This is a genomic window from Phyllobacterium bourgognense (genome assembly GCF_003337575.1).
GTDB classification, from domain to species: Bacteria; Pseudomonadota; Alphaproteobacteria; order Rhizobiales; family Rhizobiaceae; genus Phyllobacterium; species Phyllobacterium bourgognense.
Window position 1 is genome coordinate 1 of the sequence record NZ_QPJM01000015.1, and the last position, 14,346, is coordinate 14,346.

Below are 14,346 nucleotides of genomic sequence, written 5' to 3' on the forward strand. Positions count from 1 at the left end.
TGCAGTTTTCACGCGCTTCGTCGGCGACAGCGCAGCGCTCAGTGCCACCTTTGCGAAAAGCATTGGCCGACCATGATCAATGCGGCGATAAAGGCAATCAGCTCGGTCATTTGTAAATCCATTATATCGGCCTCCTGTCATTCACGACTGGTGCTGGCGTCAACTCAGCTGGACCAGGGACGTGTGCGAAGTCAGGCGCCAAGGCATCGTGCTTGCGAGCAAAAGCAACCAACAAGCCTCGGGCGGTCTCCGCTTCTACATCACCGCATAGCGCTGCCTTGCACGCCTTGAGCGCCATCGCATGAGCCGGATCCTTTTTTGACAGAGGCCATTCGTTAAGCAATGCATAGGCTTCTGCTACCGTCCTGACCTCGGTTGGAAAACCAAGTCCGACAATGATCGTGACGGGGGTGTTGAACATATTGTATTGCATAGGCTCCTCCTTGCTTCGTCTATAGTTGACCAGCTGGTGTTGATGGTGCGCGCAATCGCCGCTGTGATCGTCGTCCGGCGGCTCCTCTCCTTCGATCTGCTTTCCTCATCGTTTTCTCCCAGTTGCTTTTCTTACAATCGACACGGTGTCCTAGCGGATCACGAGAAAAAGCTTCGTCCCGCCGCGAATGAGATCGAGCGCAATTGTGCGCGTTGCATCTCGCAATGCCGTCGTCAGATCTGAAAGCGACGAGACCGGGCGGCGGTTGACGGCGACAATTACATCGCCGACGCGCAAGCCTGACCGCGCCGCAGTGCTGCCTTCCCCGATATGTTTGACGACAACGGTACCTCCCGCATCCCGAAACTCCGCGCCCTCGAGGCGATCGACCTGCGCTTCGGTTTCATCGATCGCGCCGGCAACTTCGATGCGTATAGTGACGGATTTGCGCGTTCCGTTGCGCATATAGTCGATTTCAATTTCCGAGCCGGCCGGGGCGAGTCCGACCCGGTTGCGCAGGTCAGCCGAGCTGGAGATGCGATGTTTATCGACGCTCATGATGACATCTCCAGCCTGAAGGCCGGCGCCTGCGGCGGGAGAACCTTGTTCGACGCTGCTGACCACCACGCCGGAACTTTCGGTAAGACCGAGCGCCTGCGCCAGATCGGGGGTCACATCCTGAATAACGACGCCAATACGGCCACGGCGCACCTCGCCATGTTCGATGAGCTGCTGCATCACGGTGGACGCCATGGCGATCGGCACCGCAAACCCGATACCGACATTGCCGCCGGCCGGGGCGATAATCGCCGTGTTGATACCGACCAACTTGCCGTCTGCCGTCACCAGGGCGCCGCCGGAATTGCCGGGATTGATTGAGGCATCGGTCTGGATGAAGTCTTCATAGCCTTCGATATTGATGCCGCTGCGGCCGAGCGCACTGACAATGCCCGAGGTTACCGTCTGGCCGAGGCCGAATGGATTGCCGATCGCCACGACCGTGTCACCAACCCGAAGCGCATCGGAGTCGCCAAACGGCAAGGCCTGCAATTGTGGAGCTTTGATCTTGACGAGCGCGATATCGGTTGCCTTGTCGCTGCCGACGAGCGCGGCAACAAAGCGGCGGCGATCCTTCAGGGTTACCGAGATTTCACCCGCCTCGGCCACAACATGGTGATTGGTGAGGATATAGCCTTTGCCGGCATCGACGATAACGCCGGACCCGGCGCTCATTTTCTGCTGCGTTTCCGGCAGATCGAAATAGCGCCGGAAGAACGGATCATTGTAGAGAGGATTGGTTTCAGAGGGCGAGGCAGATTTGACCGCGATGTTGACGACAGCGGGCGTCACCTCCTCCAGCACATCGGCGAGCGGGCGCGTGACCGCACCAATGGCAAGCTGTTGTGGCTGTGCACTAGCCACAGACAACGGTTCAGGACACAGTATGAGAACAAGTGCGGCGCAAAGACATCCGGATGAACGCGTCTTCATATTGCCCTCCAATCTTTTCAATCCTCCTCCTGGGCCCGCTGGCCATCGGGTGAAGCGGGCTCGATTCCCTTGCGTCAATGGGCTCCGCTACATCGGTTGAATGTTCGCAGCGCCCAACAGCGTTCCTGGCGTCAGCTCGCGACAAGCGGCTGTGCCCCCCCGGGCACGGGCACAGCCTTGCGCATCAGAAGTCCATGCCGCCTGCCGGCATGGCAGGTACAGCGGCCTCCTTCTTCGGCTTCTCGGCAACCATCGCCTCGGTGGTCACCAGCAGGCCGGCAACCGAAGCCGCGTCCTGCAGGGCGGTGCGCACCACTTTGGCCGGGTCGATCACACCCTGGCTGTAGAGATCACCGAACTCGTTGGTCTGGGCGTTCCAGCCGAAGCCGAATTCGCTGTTCTCACGCAGCTTGCCGACGATGATGGATCCTTCGGCACCCGCGTTCTCGGCGATCTGGCGCACCGGCGCCTCGATGGCGCGGCGCACAATCTCTATCCCGGTTCTCTGGTCGGTGTTGTCGGTCACCAGCTTGTCGAGCGCTTTGGCTGCGCGCAGCAGGGCCACGCCGCCGCCCGGCAACACACCTTCCTCGACGGCAGCCCGGGTTGCGTGCATGGCGTCGTCGACCCGGTCCTTGCGCTCCTTGACCTCGACCTCGGTCGAGCCGCCGACGCGAATGACAGCAACGCCGCCAGCAAGCTTCGCCAGGCGTTCCTGCAGTTTTTCGCGGTCGTAATCCGAAGTTGTTTCCTCGATCTGCATCTTGATCTGGGCGATGCGGCCGTCAATCTCGTTCTTCGAACCAGCGCCGTCGACGATCGTGGTGGTCTCTTTCTCGATCACCACTTTCTTGGCACGGCCGAGCATCGCAAGCGCGACATTTTCGAGCTTGATGCCGAGGTCTTCCGAGACAGCTGTGCCACCGGTGAGAATGGCTATGTCTTCCAGCATCGCCTTGCGGCGGTCGCCGAAACCGGGCGCCTTGACGGCTGCGACCCTCAAACCGCCGCGCAGTTTGTTGACGACCAGCGTCGCGAGCGCCTCGCCTTCAACGTCCTCAGCGATGATGAGCAAGGGCTTGCCCGACTGCACCACGGCTTCGAGCACCGGGAGTAACGCCTGCAGGTTAGAGAGCTTCTTTTCGTGGATGAGCACATAGGGCTCTTCGAACTCGACGCGCATCTTTTCCTGGTTGGTCACAAAGTAAGGGGAAAGATAACCGCGATCGAACTGCATGCCTTCCACCACTTCGAGCTCGGTCTCGGCCGTCTTGGCCTCTTCCACGGTGATGACGCCTTCATTGCCGACCTTCTCCATTGCTTCGGCGAGGAAGCGTCCGATCTCGGCATCGCCATTGGCAGAAATGGTACCAACCTGGGCGATCTCGCCGTTCTGCGTCACCTTGCGTGCATTGTTCTTCAGTTCCTCGACGACCGCTTCAACTGCCTTGTCGATACCGCGCTTCAGGTCCATCGGGTTCATGCCCGAAGCGACAGCCTTGGCACCTTCCTTGACGATCGCCTGGGCAAGTACCGTCGCCGTCGTGGTGCCGTCGCCGGCGATATCGCTGGTCTTGGAGGCCACTTCCCGCACCATCTGCGCGCCCATGTTCTCGAACTTGTCTTCAAGCTCGATTTCCTTGGCAACGGTGACACCGTCCTTGGTTATGCGTGGTGCGCCGAACGATTTATCGATGACGACATTGCGGCCCTTGGGACCGAGTGTGACTTTCACCGCGTTTGCGAGAATATCGACGCCGCGCAGCATCTTTTCGCGGGCGTCGGCATGGAATTTCACTTCTTTCGCAGCCATTTTTTTCTACTCCTTCAGATCGGCGGCGTTGCATTGTTCGTGTTTTAAATCGGCATCGTCAGGCTGCCCTTTTCGCCACGTTCTCGGCCTCAATTACCCCCATGACATCGGATTCCTTCATGATCAGGAGCTCCTCGCTCTTGAGCCTGATCTCGGTGCCGGACCATTTGCCGAACAAAATGCGGTCGCCAACCTTGACGTCGAGCGGCTGCAATTGGCCGCTTTCGTCGCGCGCGCCGGGCCCGGTGGCAATGACCTCGCCCTCCTGCGGCTTTTCCTTGGCGGTATCGGGGATGATGATGCCGCCGGCTGTTTTTTCGTCAGCCTCGATCCGGCGCACCAGAATACGGTCATGCAATGGACGGAACGTCATGTCGTTCTCCTCTTAAGACAAACAAATTTTTGAAGTTCCTCCGCGCCGCATCCGGACCGGCGCGGATCGCGCGATCCTTTGAAGGCATCGCGCGCACAACGAATTGGTTTCACACATTTAGCATTTCAAGAGGGTGATGAAAAAAATTTAGCACTCGCCCCTATAGAGTGCTAATGCCATGGATTCATACAACGAATCCTTTCTTCCGCGATTGCCGGGCTGTGGGATTGTGATCGAATTGGGCCTGAGAACGAACCGTCGCCTGACGTTTATCACGCCGAAAAGATGAGGCCTCTTCAGATCTTTTGACCTATATGGCCGTACGGGAGGCCGCGTCTTTCGGCTTCTTTGACAATCGTCGCAACAATGTCATTGAACGGAATGCGGACAAACCGTCCAGCATAGAACCTAGCGACGGCCTCGACGTCGATACGTCCACAGCCTTTCGGCAATGCTTCCATGTCAGCCGCCACCTGTTGCTCTAGTTTGCCTCTGTCATCCAATGGCCGCATCTCCCACGAGATATGGTGCAACACCCTCTTGCAAGCAGCATGTAGCGTCCGGCGCACATCGATTCCGGGACCGCTGTCTTCGCTTAGTTCGATGCGGTGATCAATGACCCCAACACCATTGCGTGCTGCCAACACACGAGACCGCAGGCGGCGCCGTTCATTCAACCGGTGGGATCTCGCTTATTTCCTCAGCCTCAAGAAGATCGATCAGGGCCGCGATCCGGCTTCCAGGGAGAGGGCGACTTTCTCCCATCAACACTTCGTCGTTGTTCAGCCATATCAGGGCTTGTCGCAATTCATCAAGCGATGCCCCCGTCGAAATGATTTCCGCAATTGTCATCTCGTCTGCCGGACCTAGCACCGAAGTCACGTCCTTACGCGTCATAACCATCGTTCCTTCTCCCCGGTTACTCTATCGCATCATGCTTGCCGTCGCCGGCTTTACCGACGAGGAGCTGACGATCACGTATGAACGCAATCTCTCGTGATCAATGCGCAAAGGCGAAAGACGAGGAGATGCAAACCCCGACGGAAAATCGGCGGTGAAAAAAGCAACTTGCCGTTGCTGCCGGACTGCGGGTCCATACCGACCGTGCGCTTAAGTTACGATAGCCCGCATCAACGATCGTCTTGCCCCGGTTCACTTGCCCGCCTCCAACACGCCGGGATTGCACCCAGAGTCTAAAGCTCCGCGCCTGCCAATCCCGCGGATCTGTCCAAAAATCGAAAAAGTTGGGAGAAATTCGTTCAAGCGACGCGGTGCTGGAACGATTCGCTCGCAAGGTTGTTGGGAGGGCAAAAATTACCAGGAGGAACTAAAGATGGCCACCGCCGATACTACATTGAACGACTGGCTTCGGGACGCTCATGCGATGGAACAACAAGCGCTCACCATGCTGAAAGGCCAAGAGAGCCGGCTGAACAGCTATCCCGATCTGCGCCAACGCATTTCGCAGCATATCCGCGAGACCGAACGACACGCGGAATTGATTCGGGCTTGCCTTGAACGGCGCAACACGGACACTTCTGGACTTAAAGATGCTGGCGCGAAGCTCACGGCACTTGGGCAATCGCTCAGTGGAATTTTTGTCAGCGACGAAGTGGTGAAATGCTCGCTTGCCAACTACACATTTGAGCATATGGAGATCGCAAGCTATAAAATGCTGATGGAAGCTGCCAACGTCGTCGGCGACTCCGAGACCGAGCGCGTGTGTGAAGAAATTTTAGCAGAAGAGGAGGCCATGGCTAGCTGGCTCGCAGATCATGCTGGAGACGTGATACGTACATTCCTGCAGCGTTCGGCAACTGACGCAGAGTCAGCCAAACGCTAGCGGGAGGCAAACGCAACGACTTTGCAATTGCTTGGACCCTCGACTTTGAACGTTGGGAAACCGACCAACGTAATTTGATGGGTTACGACCAATCGAACAGCCGTTTCGGAACATTCTTTTTCTGACGTGAAACAAAAGGAAATTCCGACGTAGGTCTCGTGCGTTGCGGGGCTAACCAATCTGCCGAACAGCCTCCGACTACCGCGTGCCCCAGACCTTCAAGAACGGCGAGGTAGCTCGCAAGACGATCGTGATTGCAGGAAAAATAATGTGAAAGGAAATCGTAAAACCAAACTGAATTCGGGCCAGCTCTAGCGCAGAGAATCCGAGCATGGAATTCGTCCCTGTGTTTGTATCAATCCGTCCCGATCGCGAATGCCAGCGGCTAAGGCGATGCAGCCGTTTACAAACCGTCCCAGTGGGTGTGCCTTTTCAGGCTTATCAATGTAATTTGCCAGCTTCTTCCTTGGCCGCCTCGATAAGTCCAAACCGTGCGGCACCGGATGAAAGGATTCCCCTTCAAGGCAGGATTGCAAAGCGTGTTGGCGGCAGTTGAGACTTGGCCAATCCGTTAAAATCGCTCTCGGGCTGGGAGCGTAGATGTGACAACGCGCATCCGCCCGGATGGCTGGTCATGACGGGCATTTCTTAGAAATAGCGTTCTCCTATCAGAAAGATTCAGTTGCCGAAACGGGCGGGAGTGCGTCGCTCTCAAGCACCGGCAGCCAATTTGATCTCTGGTGACCTCGCAATTGTTCTCCAACGCGTGAGAGCAGTTTCGGAACAATGGATGTAGCACTTGTTAAGCTCCTAATCGACGAACAGTATGAGCGACGATGAAAAGCCAAAGCGTAATAATGTAGTGCACTGGCAACTTAGACGGCCGGAATATGGAGATGCGCTTCGCTCGCGTCACCTTCCTCTACCAAATGATGCGACTTTCGTGGAATTGCTGCGGCGCTTGGATGAGGCGGAAACCAACCAGACAAAAAAATGATTGTTGGCCTAGGCACGTCGCCAAGCCTTAGCCTTACCGGGTTTGGTCATATCCTGGTTTACTTAAACGGTGCCTCTTCCATCGCGATCGTGCTCGCGACTTCGAGCAAAAACGGGCCCATTAGAGCGCGAGATAGCGCGCCAATCGGGTGGCGTCTTCAGCGGTTTCGAACTGATCGGATCGCAAGCAGGAACAAGCTTTCCATTGTCCGCTCGGCTCGTCGGCCGCATCACGGGCCAGATGGAACGCGGCTCGACACCATATCCAAATCGTGAGGGCAAAATTATTGTGCGGTATCGCACACTTAGCCGTGTTTAAGGAACCTAGTTGGCAGCCAGCGGTTCGAAGGACAAACCTACCATTAGGAGTCCTGATGAACATACGCGAAAACTCCACGATATTTCAGCACAACAACGTCGACGAGCACGGCCCACTTATATGTTTTTCTCACCTCAGATGGGATTTTGTCTATCAGCGCCCCCAGCATCTCATGGAGCGGTTTGCAATCAATAGGCGCGTATTCTTCTTTGAAGAAATGATTCGTACCGATCACCACGCGGCCTACCTCGAATTCCACGCGTTTAAGGGGTCCGGTGTCAAATGCATCCGCCCCCGCATTCCCCACAGCTTTTCCGATACCCGCACCCGGGATGCGTTGAAGGACCTGGTGCGTCAATTGATTGACTTGAGCGGGGGCCGAAAGCCAACCTTCTGGTTTTACACGCCGATGATGTACGATTTCGCAGGGGGGATCGACGCTGAACTCGTGATTTATGACTGCATGGACGAATTGGCGAATTTTCTAGGCGCGCCGGCGCGTCTTGATTCATTGGAAACTGAATTAATAAGAAGGGCAGATGTCGTATTCACAGGTGGATACAGTTTGTTCGAAGCAAAGCGGCTGCTTCACGATAACATCCATCCTTTTCCTTCGGGCGTTGACATCGAGCACTTTCGCATTGCCCGCAGCGGACTTTGTGAACCTGTTGGCGCGACAACCATAGGCCGTCCTACATTGGGCTACTATGGAGTTATCGACGAACGCCTGGATTTGGCGTTGATCGCGGCGACGGCGGCGGCTCGGCCGGAATGGTCTATTGTATTGATTGGGCCAGTTGTGAAAATCTCCCTAAGTGATCTGCCGCGTGCCCCCAATATCCACTACGTCGGCCAGGTCCCCTATGCGGACCTTCCCGCCCATCTCGCCGGGTGGGACGTGGCGATTATGCCTTTTGCATTGAACGACGCGACGCGTTTTATAAGCCCAACAAAAACGCCTGAGTACCTTGCCTCGGGGCGACCCGTAGTCTCGACGCCAGTTAAGGACGTGGTTCGTCATTATGGCGGAGTCAAAGGGGTATTCATCGCCGACGATAGTCAGGAATTTATCGAGCTCTGTGAGAGGGCGCTTTCACTCAAAAAATCGGATGGTTCTTGGTTGGCAGGCGTTGATGAAATCCTCGCGTCCTGCACTTGGGATGAAACCTTCAACCGTATGAACGGCCATCTCGACGCTGCGATGGTTCGCAGAGCGGAATCTGCACGAAATCTTTCGCATCCACCACTCCGTCGGCAAACTCACACAGGCCAGAGGTATGATTATCTCATCGTCGGCGCTGGCTTTGCCGGCTCAGTGCTGGCGGAGCGACTGGCCTCCGATGGTGGTAAACGCGTGCTCCTGTGCGATCGTCGCCCCCACGTAGGCGGCAATGCTTACGATTTCCACGATGCGAGTGGCATCCTTGTCCACAAATACGGTCCGCACATCTTTCATACGAACAGCGACGCAATTTTTTCTTATCTATCCAGGTTCACCGCTTGGCGGGCTTACGAACACCGCGTCCTGGCTGGTGTGGCGGGAGCGCTGCTGCCGATCCCAATCAATCGCACAACGCTCAACGGACTTTATGGGCTCGACCTTCGAAATGACGGACAAGCCGCGGCTTTTCTGACCAGCCGTGCGGAAAACTTAGAGGCGATCGTTTCTTCAAAGGATGTGGTTGTCGCGGCCGTCGGTCGTGATCTTTACCGCACTTTTTTCGAGGGTTACACACGCAAGCAATGGGGCCTCGACCCCTCCGAGCTCGATAAGTCCGTCACTGCCCGGATTCCCACTCGCACAAACACGGACGATCGCTATTTTCAGGACAGTATCCAGGCCATGCCCCTAAATGGCTATTCTCACATGTTTGAGAATATGCTTGACCATGACAATATAGATATCCTGCTGGAAGCAGATTTTTCTGATGTGCGCAAGGACTATGAGGCAGCTCATACGATTTTTACCGGGCCAATCGATGAATATTACGGTCATAGGTTTGGAGCGCTGCCCTATCGAAGCTTGCAGTTTAAGCATGAAACGCACGATAGACGACGCGTCCAACCTGTGGGCGTGATAAACTATCCATCAGAAGAAATTCCTTATACCCGCATTACAGAGTATAAACACCTCACCGGGCAGGTTCACCCGAAAACCAGCGTGAGCTATGAATTTGCTTGCGCACAGGGAGACCCGTACTATCCGATCCCACGTGCGGAAAATCAGGCTCTTTTCAAGCGGTACGAGCAACTTGCCAAGGCAAGTCGTAATGTCACTTTCGTCGGCCGTCTGGCCACATATAAATACTACAATATGGATCAGGTTGTCGGCCAGGCCTTGGCTGCCTATAGGCGCTTGCGTACCTTGACGAGTGGTGAAAAGTTGGCTTCGCGATCATGAGCAAGCATCTCAAACTTATTCTCCAGGCGCTGAGTAGCTCGCATTGTCGCTTGGGAGAGCGACTGTCTTGCCGGTCAAGCTTTTTTTTCGTTCCATGGTTGGTTATCCCTGATGATTGCGTTGAGGATGGTGATGAGTTTACGGGCAACGGCGACGATGGCGACGAGCTTGGGCTTTCCCGCTTTGACGAGCTTGTCGAAGAATGCCTTGAGCACCGGATTATGCTTTTTGGCAACCATGGCCCCGACAAACAGGCAAGCCCGGACCGCGGCTCTTCCACCGCCGATGAAGCTTTTGCCGCGCCACTTTCCCGATTGGCGAGTGAAGGGGGCCAGCCCGGCGAGCGCGGCGATCTGCTTGCCGGAAAGCCTGCCAAGTTCGGGCAACTCGGCCAGCAGGGTGCGCGAAATCACCGGCCCGACGCCTGGAACCGATTGCAGCAGATCCTCCTGCAACCGCCATGCCGGGGAGCCGCGCACGGCCCCGTCAATATCCGCATCCACGCTGTTCAGTTCCTTCTCCAGGGCCTTGAGCAAGCGGCGGATGCTTTTGGCAATGCTCGCCGGCACGCGTTTTTCCCTTTGCCGTTCGGCACCGATCATGGCGACGATCTGGCGGCGTCTTGCCACCATATCGGCCAGCAATTGCGTGGTTTCATCCGGCATAGGGCGCACATCCGGCTGCGTTGCCTCGGCGAAATGCGCAATCACCATGGCATCGACGGGGTCGGTCTTGGCCCGTTTGCCAAGCGCATTGGCAAACGAACGCACCTGGGCCGGATTGACGACAACCACAGGCAAGCCTTGCGCCGTCAGGCTGGCGGCGACGACCGTTTCAAAACCACCCGTGGCTTCAAGCGCAATCAGAGCGACGCAAAGGCTTTTCAACTTTGCTGCCAGTTCGGAGAGCCCTTCCGCGTTGCGGGCAACGGCAAAAGCTTCACCAGTCGGGCGTATATGCACGTCCAGACGATCCTTCGATACATCGATACCAATGATTTTCGCGTTCATCCTGTCCCATCCTTGCACAATCGGGCTTCGTTCGTGGCGGCCCAAGCGACTGTTCGGGTTCGATGAAACGGCAGGCAAAGGTCCATGCTCTCTTGCGGGCTTATGCGCCCAAGGGGATTGCGGACTCTCGCCTGCCTCCGCAAGCGCCAATCTGGCACAAAACGGCAAATCAAAGTTACAAGGGGATTGTTTCTTGCCAATACCCGAGCCTCATGCAGCAGCGGATATGATGGCGGCAGCAGGTCTATTCCAGTCCTTCTTTCAAGGCGGGTTTGAATGCTCCACCCATCAATTGGCCTCTGGACGCCGCCTCGACATAATCGCCTCAACGAAACACGATATGTCTACAGCAGCCGATTATTCGCAATTGAGCGAGCATTCCATATCGACGGTTCGCGATGGTATTCGCTGGCACTTGATCGACCGTGGTACCGGGAACTACCACTGGGATAGTTTCGTCCCGATGCTGCAAGCCGCCCGGGAGACTGGAACCCAGGTCATTTGGGACTTGTTGCATTACGGTTGGCCCTGCGGCCTCGATATCTGGACACCGGAATTCGTTACCCGGTTTGCCTCTTTCGCCGCTGCGGCTGCCAGAACAGTCAAAGAGCATAGTGACGACATCCCTTTTTACGCTCCGATAAACGAAATTTCCTTCATGGCGTGGGGCGGCGGCGACGTTGGCTATTTAAATCCTTTTGCCCACGGCCGAGGTTTTGAACTGAAGGTCCAACTGGTGCGATCGTCGATTGCGGCCATGCATGCCATTCTCGACGTTGATCCGCGCGCCCGTTTTGTCCATTGCGATCCAATCATCAACGTTGTGGTGGATCCCGCTCGGCCATGGCAACGCGATGCTGCCGAAGGCCACCGTCGGGCACAGTTCGAAGCCTGGGACATGATATGTGGGACCTCTTGGCCCCAACTTGGCGGCCAGCAAAACCTTCTCGATATTATTGGGGTGAATTACTATCGCCACAATCAGTGGGTTTTCGAAGGCGATCCTCTCACCTCGGATGACCCACGATACAGACCCTTGAGCGCAATGTTGATGGATACATTCACTCGGTATGGAAAGCCGATTTTTATCGCAGAAACCGGCATCGAGGACGAAGCGCGTCCGGCGTGGTTGCGTTATGTCTGCTCGGAAGCCCGCATTGCTATGTCAGCTGGTGTGCCTCTGGAAGGTATTTGCCTTTATCCGATCCTTGAACACCTCGGCTGGGATGATAATCGCCTGTGCCGAAACGGTCTTCTGTCAGCAGTTCCGGATGAAGGCCGCCGCGGGGAGCATGTTCCCCTCGCGCAGGAGTTGAGACGTCAAAAGCGTCTGTTCGGTATCAGAGACATTGGCGATGATCGCGATGAACGTCATCCCGTTTTGATCGCCCGAACGAAATAATGCGATGGGAACAAAGAGAGAATGGCGGCGTTCGCCGGCCAGCAGGTCAGAGAAAACACTGGCAACATTATTCCATGAAACCCGATGGGCTCGGGCAAGGATCGCTGAAAAACATTTGATACCGTCAATTATGCTTTGCAGCAACGATTTCGCGGGACGCTTGTCCAGTGAGCGCGGACGCGATATTTTGCGCCATCCGCAGATGTTTCATAACAGTCGGCAAGCTTGCTGCCGAATATTGTTGCAATTGCGCGTCCTCGCCGGACCCGATCTCCCATGCCAGCAATTGCGCGGTTTTTTGGTGATCGATGATCTGCGAACGGATATAGGCAACGTCAAATGCTCGTCCCTTGGCCGCGTCCAGCTTCTGCCTTAGTGCCTTATGGTCGGCGTCCAACGTCTCGGGCAAAGATATCTTGGCCGCATCGGCCAACGCCTTCAATTTGGCGTTGGCATCGGAATGATCATGAACCATTGCCTGAGCGAATTCCCGAACGCTGGCATCGGCTGCCTTTGTTGCGGCAAGCTTTCCGAGATCAATTTCGGCCAGTCCACCCGCCGCCGCAAGCTGAGCGAAAAGCCGATCCTGATTGTTCGTTTGATGCGCTGCGGGTACGCCCGGTTCCTGCATCCGTGTGTCCGGTGCAAACCCCGCGGGATTGCCCATCTGGGCGACTGCCGGCGTGGTAATGATCGTCATAAGAACAATCGGCAGAAAATCGCGCATATCACGTCTCCTTATAGTGTCGGTAGCAATCAGAGCGTCAGCATGTAGGCAACCAGTGAATCCTTCTCGTCCTGGGTCAGCTTCACACCGAGGACAAGATTGAAGTATTCCACCGTGTCGGCCAAGGTGAGCAGGCGTCCATCGTGCAGATAGGGCGGCGAATCCTTGATGCCACGTAAGGTAAATGTCTTGATCGGACCGTCCGGAATGGCGACCTGATCATTGGCGGTGTAACCGATGTTATAAAAACGTTCGAGCTTAAGATCATGCATATTGTTGTCGAGGAATGCGGTTTGCGGCAGGTGGCATTCGCCGCAGCGGCCCTTGCCCATGAAGACACGCTCGCCCGCCAATTCCTGCTCGCTCGCTTTCGCGGGGTCGAGTTTACCCATCGGATCGAGTTTGGGCGCGGGGGGGAAATCAATGATATTCTGCATTTGTGCCATCATGGCAACTTGATTGGGTCTGTCGGGCAGGTTGACCCCCTTGCGGGTGGCGCTGACATGGTCGCCATTAAAATAAGCCGTGCGCTGTTCGAATTCGGTGAAATCCTCGATTGAACGCAGCGAGCGTTTCGATCCATGGATTTGTTGGTTGAACATGCCGCGCAGGCTGGTGCTGTCGAGGCGGAAACGTGAGGCTTGCGGCCGGACATCCGGTGTGAGGTGGAAGGCTCCGTTGGTGTGAAAATTGGAGTGACAGTCGAGGCAGGCAACGCCCATGCTCTGCTGCGCAACCTTGCGGTCTTCTGTCTGGTTGAATTCCTCTTGGGGAAATGGTGTCAGGAGAAGTCTTAGCCCCTCCATCTGGACCGGCGTAATGATGCCGTTCATATATTCATGGAAATTTTTGATCGTCAGAAGTTCTCCCCGCGACACGTCGCCCAGTTCGGGATGAGTGGTCAAAAAAATCGGAGGGGGAAACTCTGGCGTCAAATGATCGGGAAGATCAAAATCGACATCAAAGCGTTTGAGGTCGCGGCTTTCCTGTTTGCCGATCTCGTCAATTTCCTTTTGCGGGAAGACCTGTCCGCCAGTTGCCTGCTTCACATGTGGCAAAGGCCTGAAGCCCTCGGGAAGCAGGTTTTTCTCGCGGATCTCGTCCGGGCTCAATTTTGCCAAAGCCTCCCAGGTCATCCCGTCGGAAAGCTTGACCCGCACACCCTCCTGCACTTTTTTGAGGCCACCGGACATGCTGATGTCAGGCATGGGTTTATTCACGAGGTCATACCGCTTGTTGAGCAGGCTTTGCTGGCGTTGCATGACTTTTGGTTTCTGCGCCTCGTCATTGGCCCTGACACTTGAGAGAGGCTGCGTCGGTAGCGGACGGTAGGTCAAATCCGGGGGCAGGGGATCCGAAAACGCAGCAAGGCTTGCCGCGCTCGCACTTATAACACAGGCAAGAGCAAGCAATCTTAATGGTGACATGGCCCATCTCCGGAACGCTCGTGAACAACGTACCGAACTTGCAAGGACAGGATTGGTTCCCCAGTTGCGGCACTTGCCGCTGGAGGTGGGAAAACCTCGTCTGCAGCTGAG

The 14,346-nt window shown here is 56.0% G+C and carries 13 protein-coding genes and 1 pseudogene; 4 read left to right on the forward strand and 10 right to left on the reverse strand.

The window, feature by feature from the left end:
• Positions 1-121: 121 nt before the first annotated feature.
• From C7476_RS20895 to C7476_RS20920, 6 genes are all read right to left on the reverse strand, one after another.
• A complete protein-coding gene (locus C7476_RS20895; RefSeq protein WP_114431795.1) occupies positions 122-433 on the reverse strand; it encodes a DUF982 domain-containing protein in 312 nt (103 codons plus the stop codon).
• Between the two features lie 150 nt (positions 434-583).
• Positions 584-1,924: a Do family serine endopeptidase gene (locus tag C7476_RS20900; protein WP_114431796.1), complete on the reverse strand. Its 1,341-nt coding sequence runs from the start codon at positions 1,922-1,924 to the stop codon at positions 584-586.
• Between the two features lie 184 nt (positions 1,925-2,108).
• Positions 2,109-3,737 (reverse strand): chaperonin GroEL, encoded by a 1,629-nt coding sequence (groL, locus tag C7476_RS20905; RefSeq protein WP_114431797.1) that lies wholly within the window; start codon positions 3,735-3,737, stop codon positions 2,109-2,111.
• A 58-nt stretch (positions 3,738-3,795) separates the two neighbouring features.
• A complete protein-coding gene (locus C7476_RS20910) occupies positions 3,796-4,110 on the reverse strand; it encodes a co-chaperone GroES (protein WP_114431798.1) in 315 nt (104 codons plus the stop codon).
• 296 nt (positions 4,111-4,406) lie between these two features.
• Positions 4,407-4,613 carry a hypothetical protein gene (locus C7476_RS27880; RefSeq protein ID WP_147274696.1) on the reverse strand — a complete coding sequence of 69 codons (207 nt, stop codon included), beginning with the start codon at positions 4,611-4,613 and terminating at the stop codon, positions 4,407-4,409.
• A 166-nt stretch (positions 4,614-4,779) separates the two neighbouring features.
• On the reverse strand, positions 4,780-5,013 hold the full coding sequence (locus tag C7476_RS20920) for a hypothetical protein (RefSeq protein WP_114431800.1): 234 nt from the start codon (positions 5,011-5,013) through the stop codon (positions 4,780-4,782).
• A 430-nt stretch (positions 5,014-5,443) separates the two neighbouring features.
• On the opposite strand from C7476_RS20920, the gene C7476_RS20925 reads away from it, so the two are divergent.
• Positions 5,444-5,953: a ferritin-like domain-containing protein gene (locus C7476_RS20925; protein WP_114431801.1), complete on the forward strand. Its 510-nt coding sequence runs from the start codon at positions 5,444-5,446 to the stop codon at positions 5,951-5,953.
• A gap of 211 nt (positions 5,954-6,164) precedes the next feature.
• Here C7476_RS20925 and C7476_RS28535 read toward each other — a convergent pair.
• Positions 6,165-6,286: pseudogene (locus C7476_RS28535) on the reverse strand (cytochrome ubiquinol oxidase subunit I); the annotation flags it as partial.
• A 493-nt stretch (positions 6,287-6,779) separates the two neighbouring features.
• On the opposite strand from C7476_RS28535, the gene C7476_RS28285 reads away from it, so the two are divergent.
• On the forward strand, positions 6,780-6,950 hold the full coding sequence (locus tag C7476_RS28285; RefSeq protein WP_181872540.1) for a hypothetical protein: 171 nt from the start codon (positions 6,780-6,782) through the stop codon (positions 6,948-6,950).
• 373 nt (positions 6,951-7,323) lie between these two features.
• Positions 7,324-9,669, forward strand: a complete 2,346-nt coding sequence (gene glf / locus C7476_RS20930) for a UDP-galactopyranose mutase (RefSeq protein ID WP_425374016.1) — start codon at positions 7,324-7,326, stop codon at positions 9,667-9,669.
• Positions 9,670-9,743: 74 nt separating this feature from the next.
• Here glf and C7476_RS20935 read toward each other — a convergent pair whose 3' ends face one another.
• Positions 9,744-10,679 (reverse strand): IS110 family RNA-guided transposase, encoded by a 936-nt coding sequence (locus C7476_RS20935; protein WP_114431802.1) that lies wholly within the window; start codon positions 10,677-10,679, stop codon positions 9,744-9,746.
• A gap of 340 nt (positions 10,680-11,019) precedes the next feature.
• Between C7476_RS20935 and C7476_RS20940 the strand changes: the two genes are divergently transcribed.
• Positions 11,020-12,081 (forward strand): glycoside hydrolase family protein, encoded by a 1,062-nt coding sequence (locus C7476_RS20940; RefSeq protein WP_147274697.1) that lies wholly within the window; start codon positions 11,020-11,022, stop codon positions 12,079-12,081.
• Between the two features lie 124 nt (positions 12,082-12,205).
• Here the strand turns inward: C7476_RS20940 and C7476_RS20945 are convergent, their stop codons facing one another.
• A complete protein-coding gene (locus C7476_RS20945) occupies positions 12,206-12,808 on the reverse strand; it encodes a DUF4142 domain-containing protein (RefSeq protein ID WP_114431804.1) in 603 nt (200 codons plus the stop codon).
• Positions 12,809-12,837: 29 nt separating this feature from the next.
• Entirely contained in the window at positions 12,838-14,235 is a 1,398-nt protein-coding gene (locus tag C7476_RS20950) for a cytochrome B6 (protein ID WP_114431805.1), read from the reverse strand.
• Positions 14,236-14,346: the final 111 nt, after the last annotated feature.

Coding starts and splice junctions, on each gene's coding strand:
- C7476_RS20940 (WP_147274697.1), top strand. CDS start 11,020: ATGTCTACAGCAGCCGATTATTCGCAATTGAGCGAGCATTCCATATCG.
- C7476_RS20945 (WP_114431804.1), bottom strand. CDS start 12,808: ATGCGCGATTTTCTGCCGATTGTTCTTATGACGATCATTACCACGCCG.
- C7476_RS20895 (WP_114431795.1), bottom strand. CDS start 433: ATGCAATACAATATGTTCAACACCCCCGTCACGATCATTGTCGGACTT.
- C7476_RS20950 (WP_114431805.1), bottom strand. CDS start 14,235: ATGTCACCATTAAGATTGCTTGCTCTTGCCTGTGTTATAAGTGCGAGC.
- C7476_RS20935 (WP_114431802.1), bottom strand. CDS start 10,679: ATGAACGCGAAAATCATTGGTATCGATGTATCGAAGGATCGTCTGGAC.
- C7476_RS20925 (WP_114431801.1), top strand. CDS start 5,444: ATGGCCACCGCCGATACTACATTGAACGACTGGCTTCGGGACGCTCAT.
- C7476_RS20900 (WP_114431796.1), bottom strand. CDS start 1,924: ATGAAGACGCGTTCATCCGGATGTCTTTGCGCCGCACTTGTTCTCATA.
- glf (WP_425374016.1), top strand. CDS start 7,324: ATGAACATACGCGAAAACTCCACGATATTTCAGCACAACAACGTCGAC.
- C7476_RS28285 (WP_181872540.1), top strand. CDS start 6,780: ATGAGCGACGATGAAAAGCCAAAGCGTAATAATGTAGTGCACTGGCAA.
- C7476_RS20910 (WP_114431798.1), bottom strand. CDS start 4,110: ATGACGTTCCGTCCATTGCATGACCGTATTCTGGTGCGCCGGATCGAG.
- groL (WP_114431797.1), bottom strand. CDS start 3,737: ATGGCTGCGAAAGAAGTGAAATTCCATGCCGACGCCCGCGAAAAGATG.
- C7476_RS20920 (WP_114431800.1), bottom strand. CDS start 5,013: ATGGTTATGACGCGTAAGGACGTGACTTCGGTGCTAGGTCCGGCAGAC.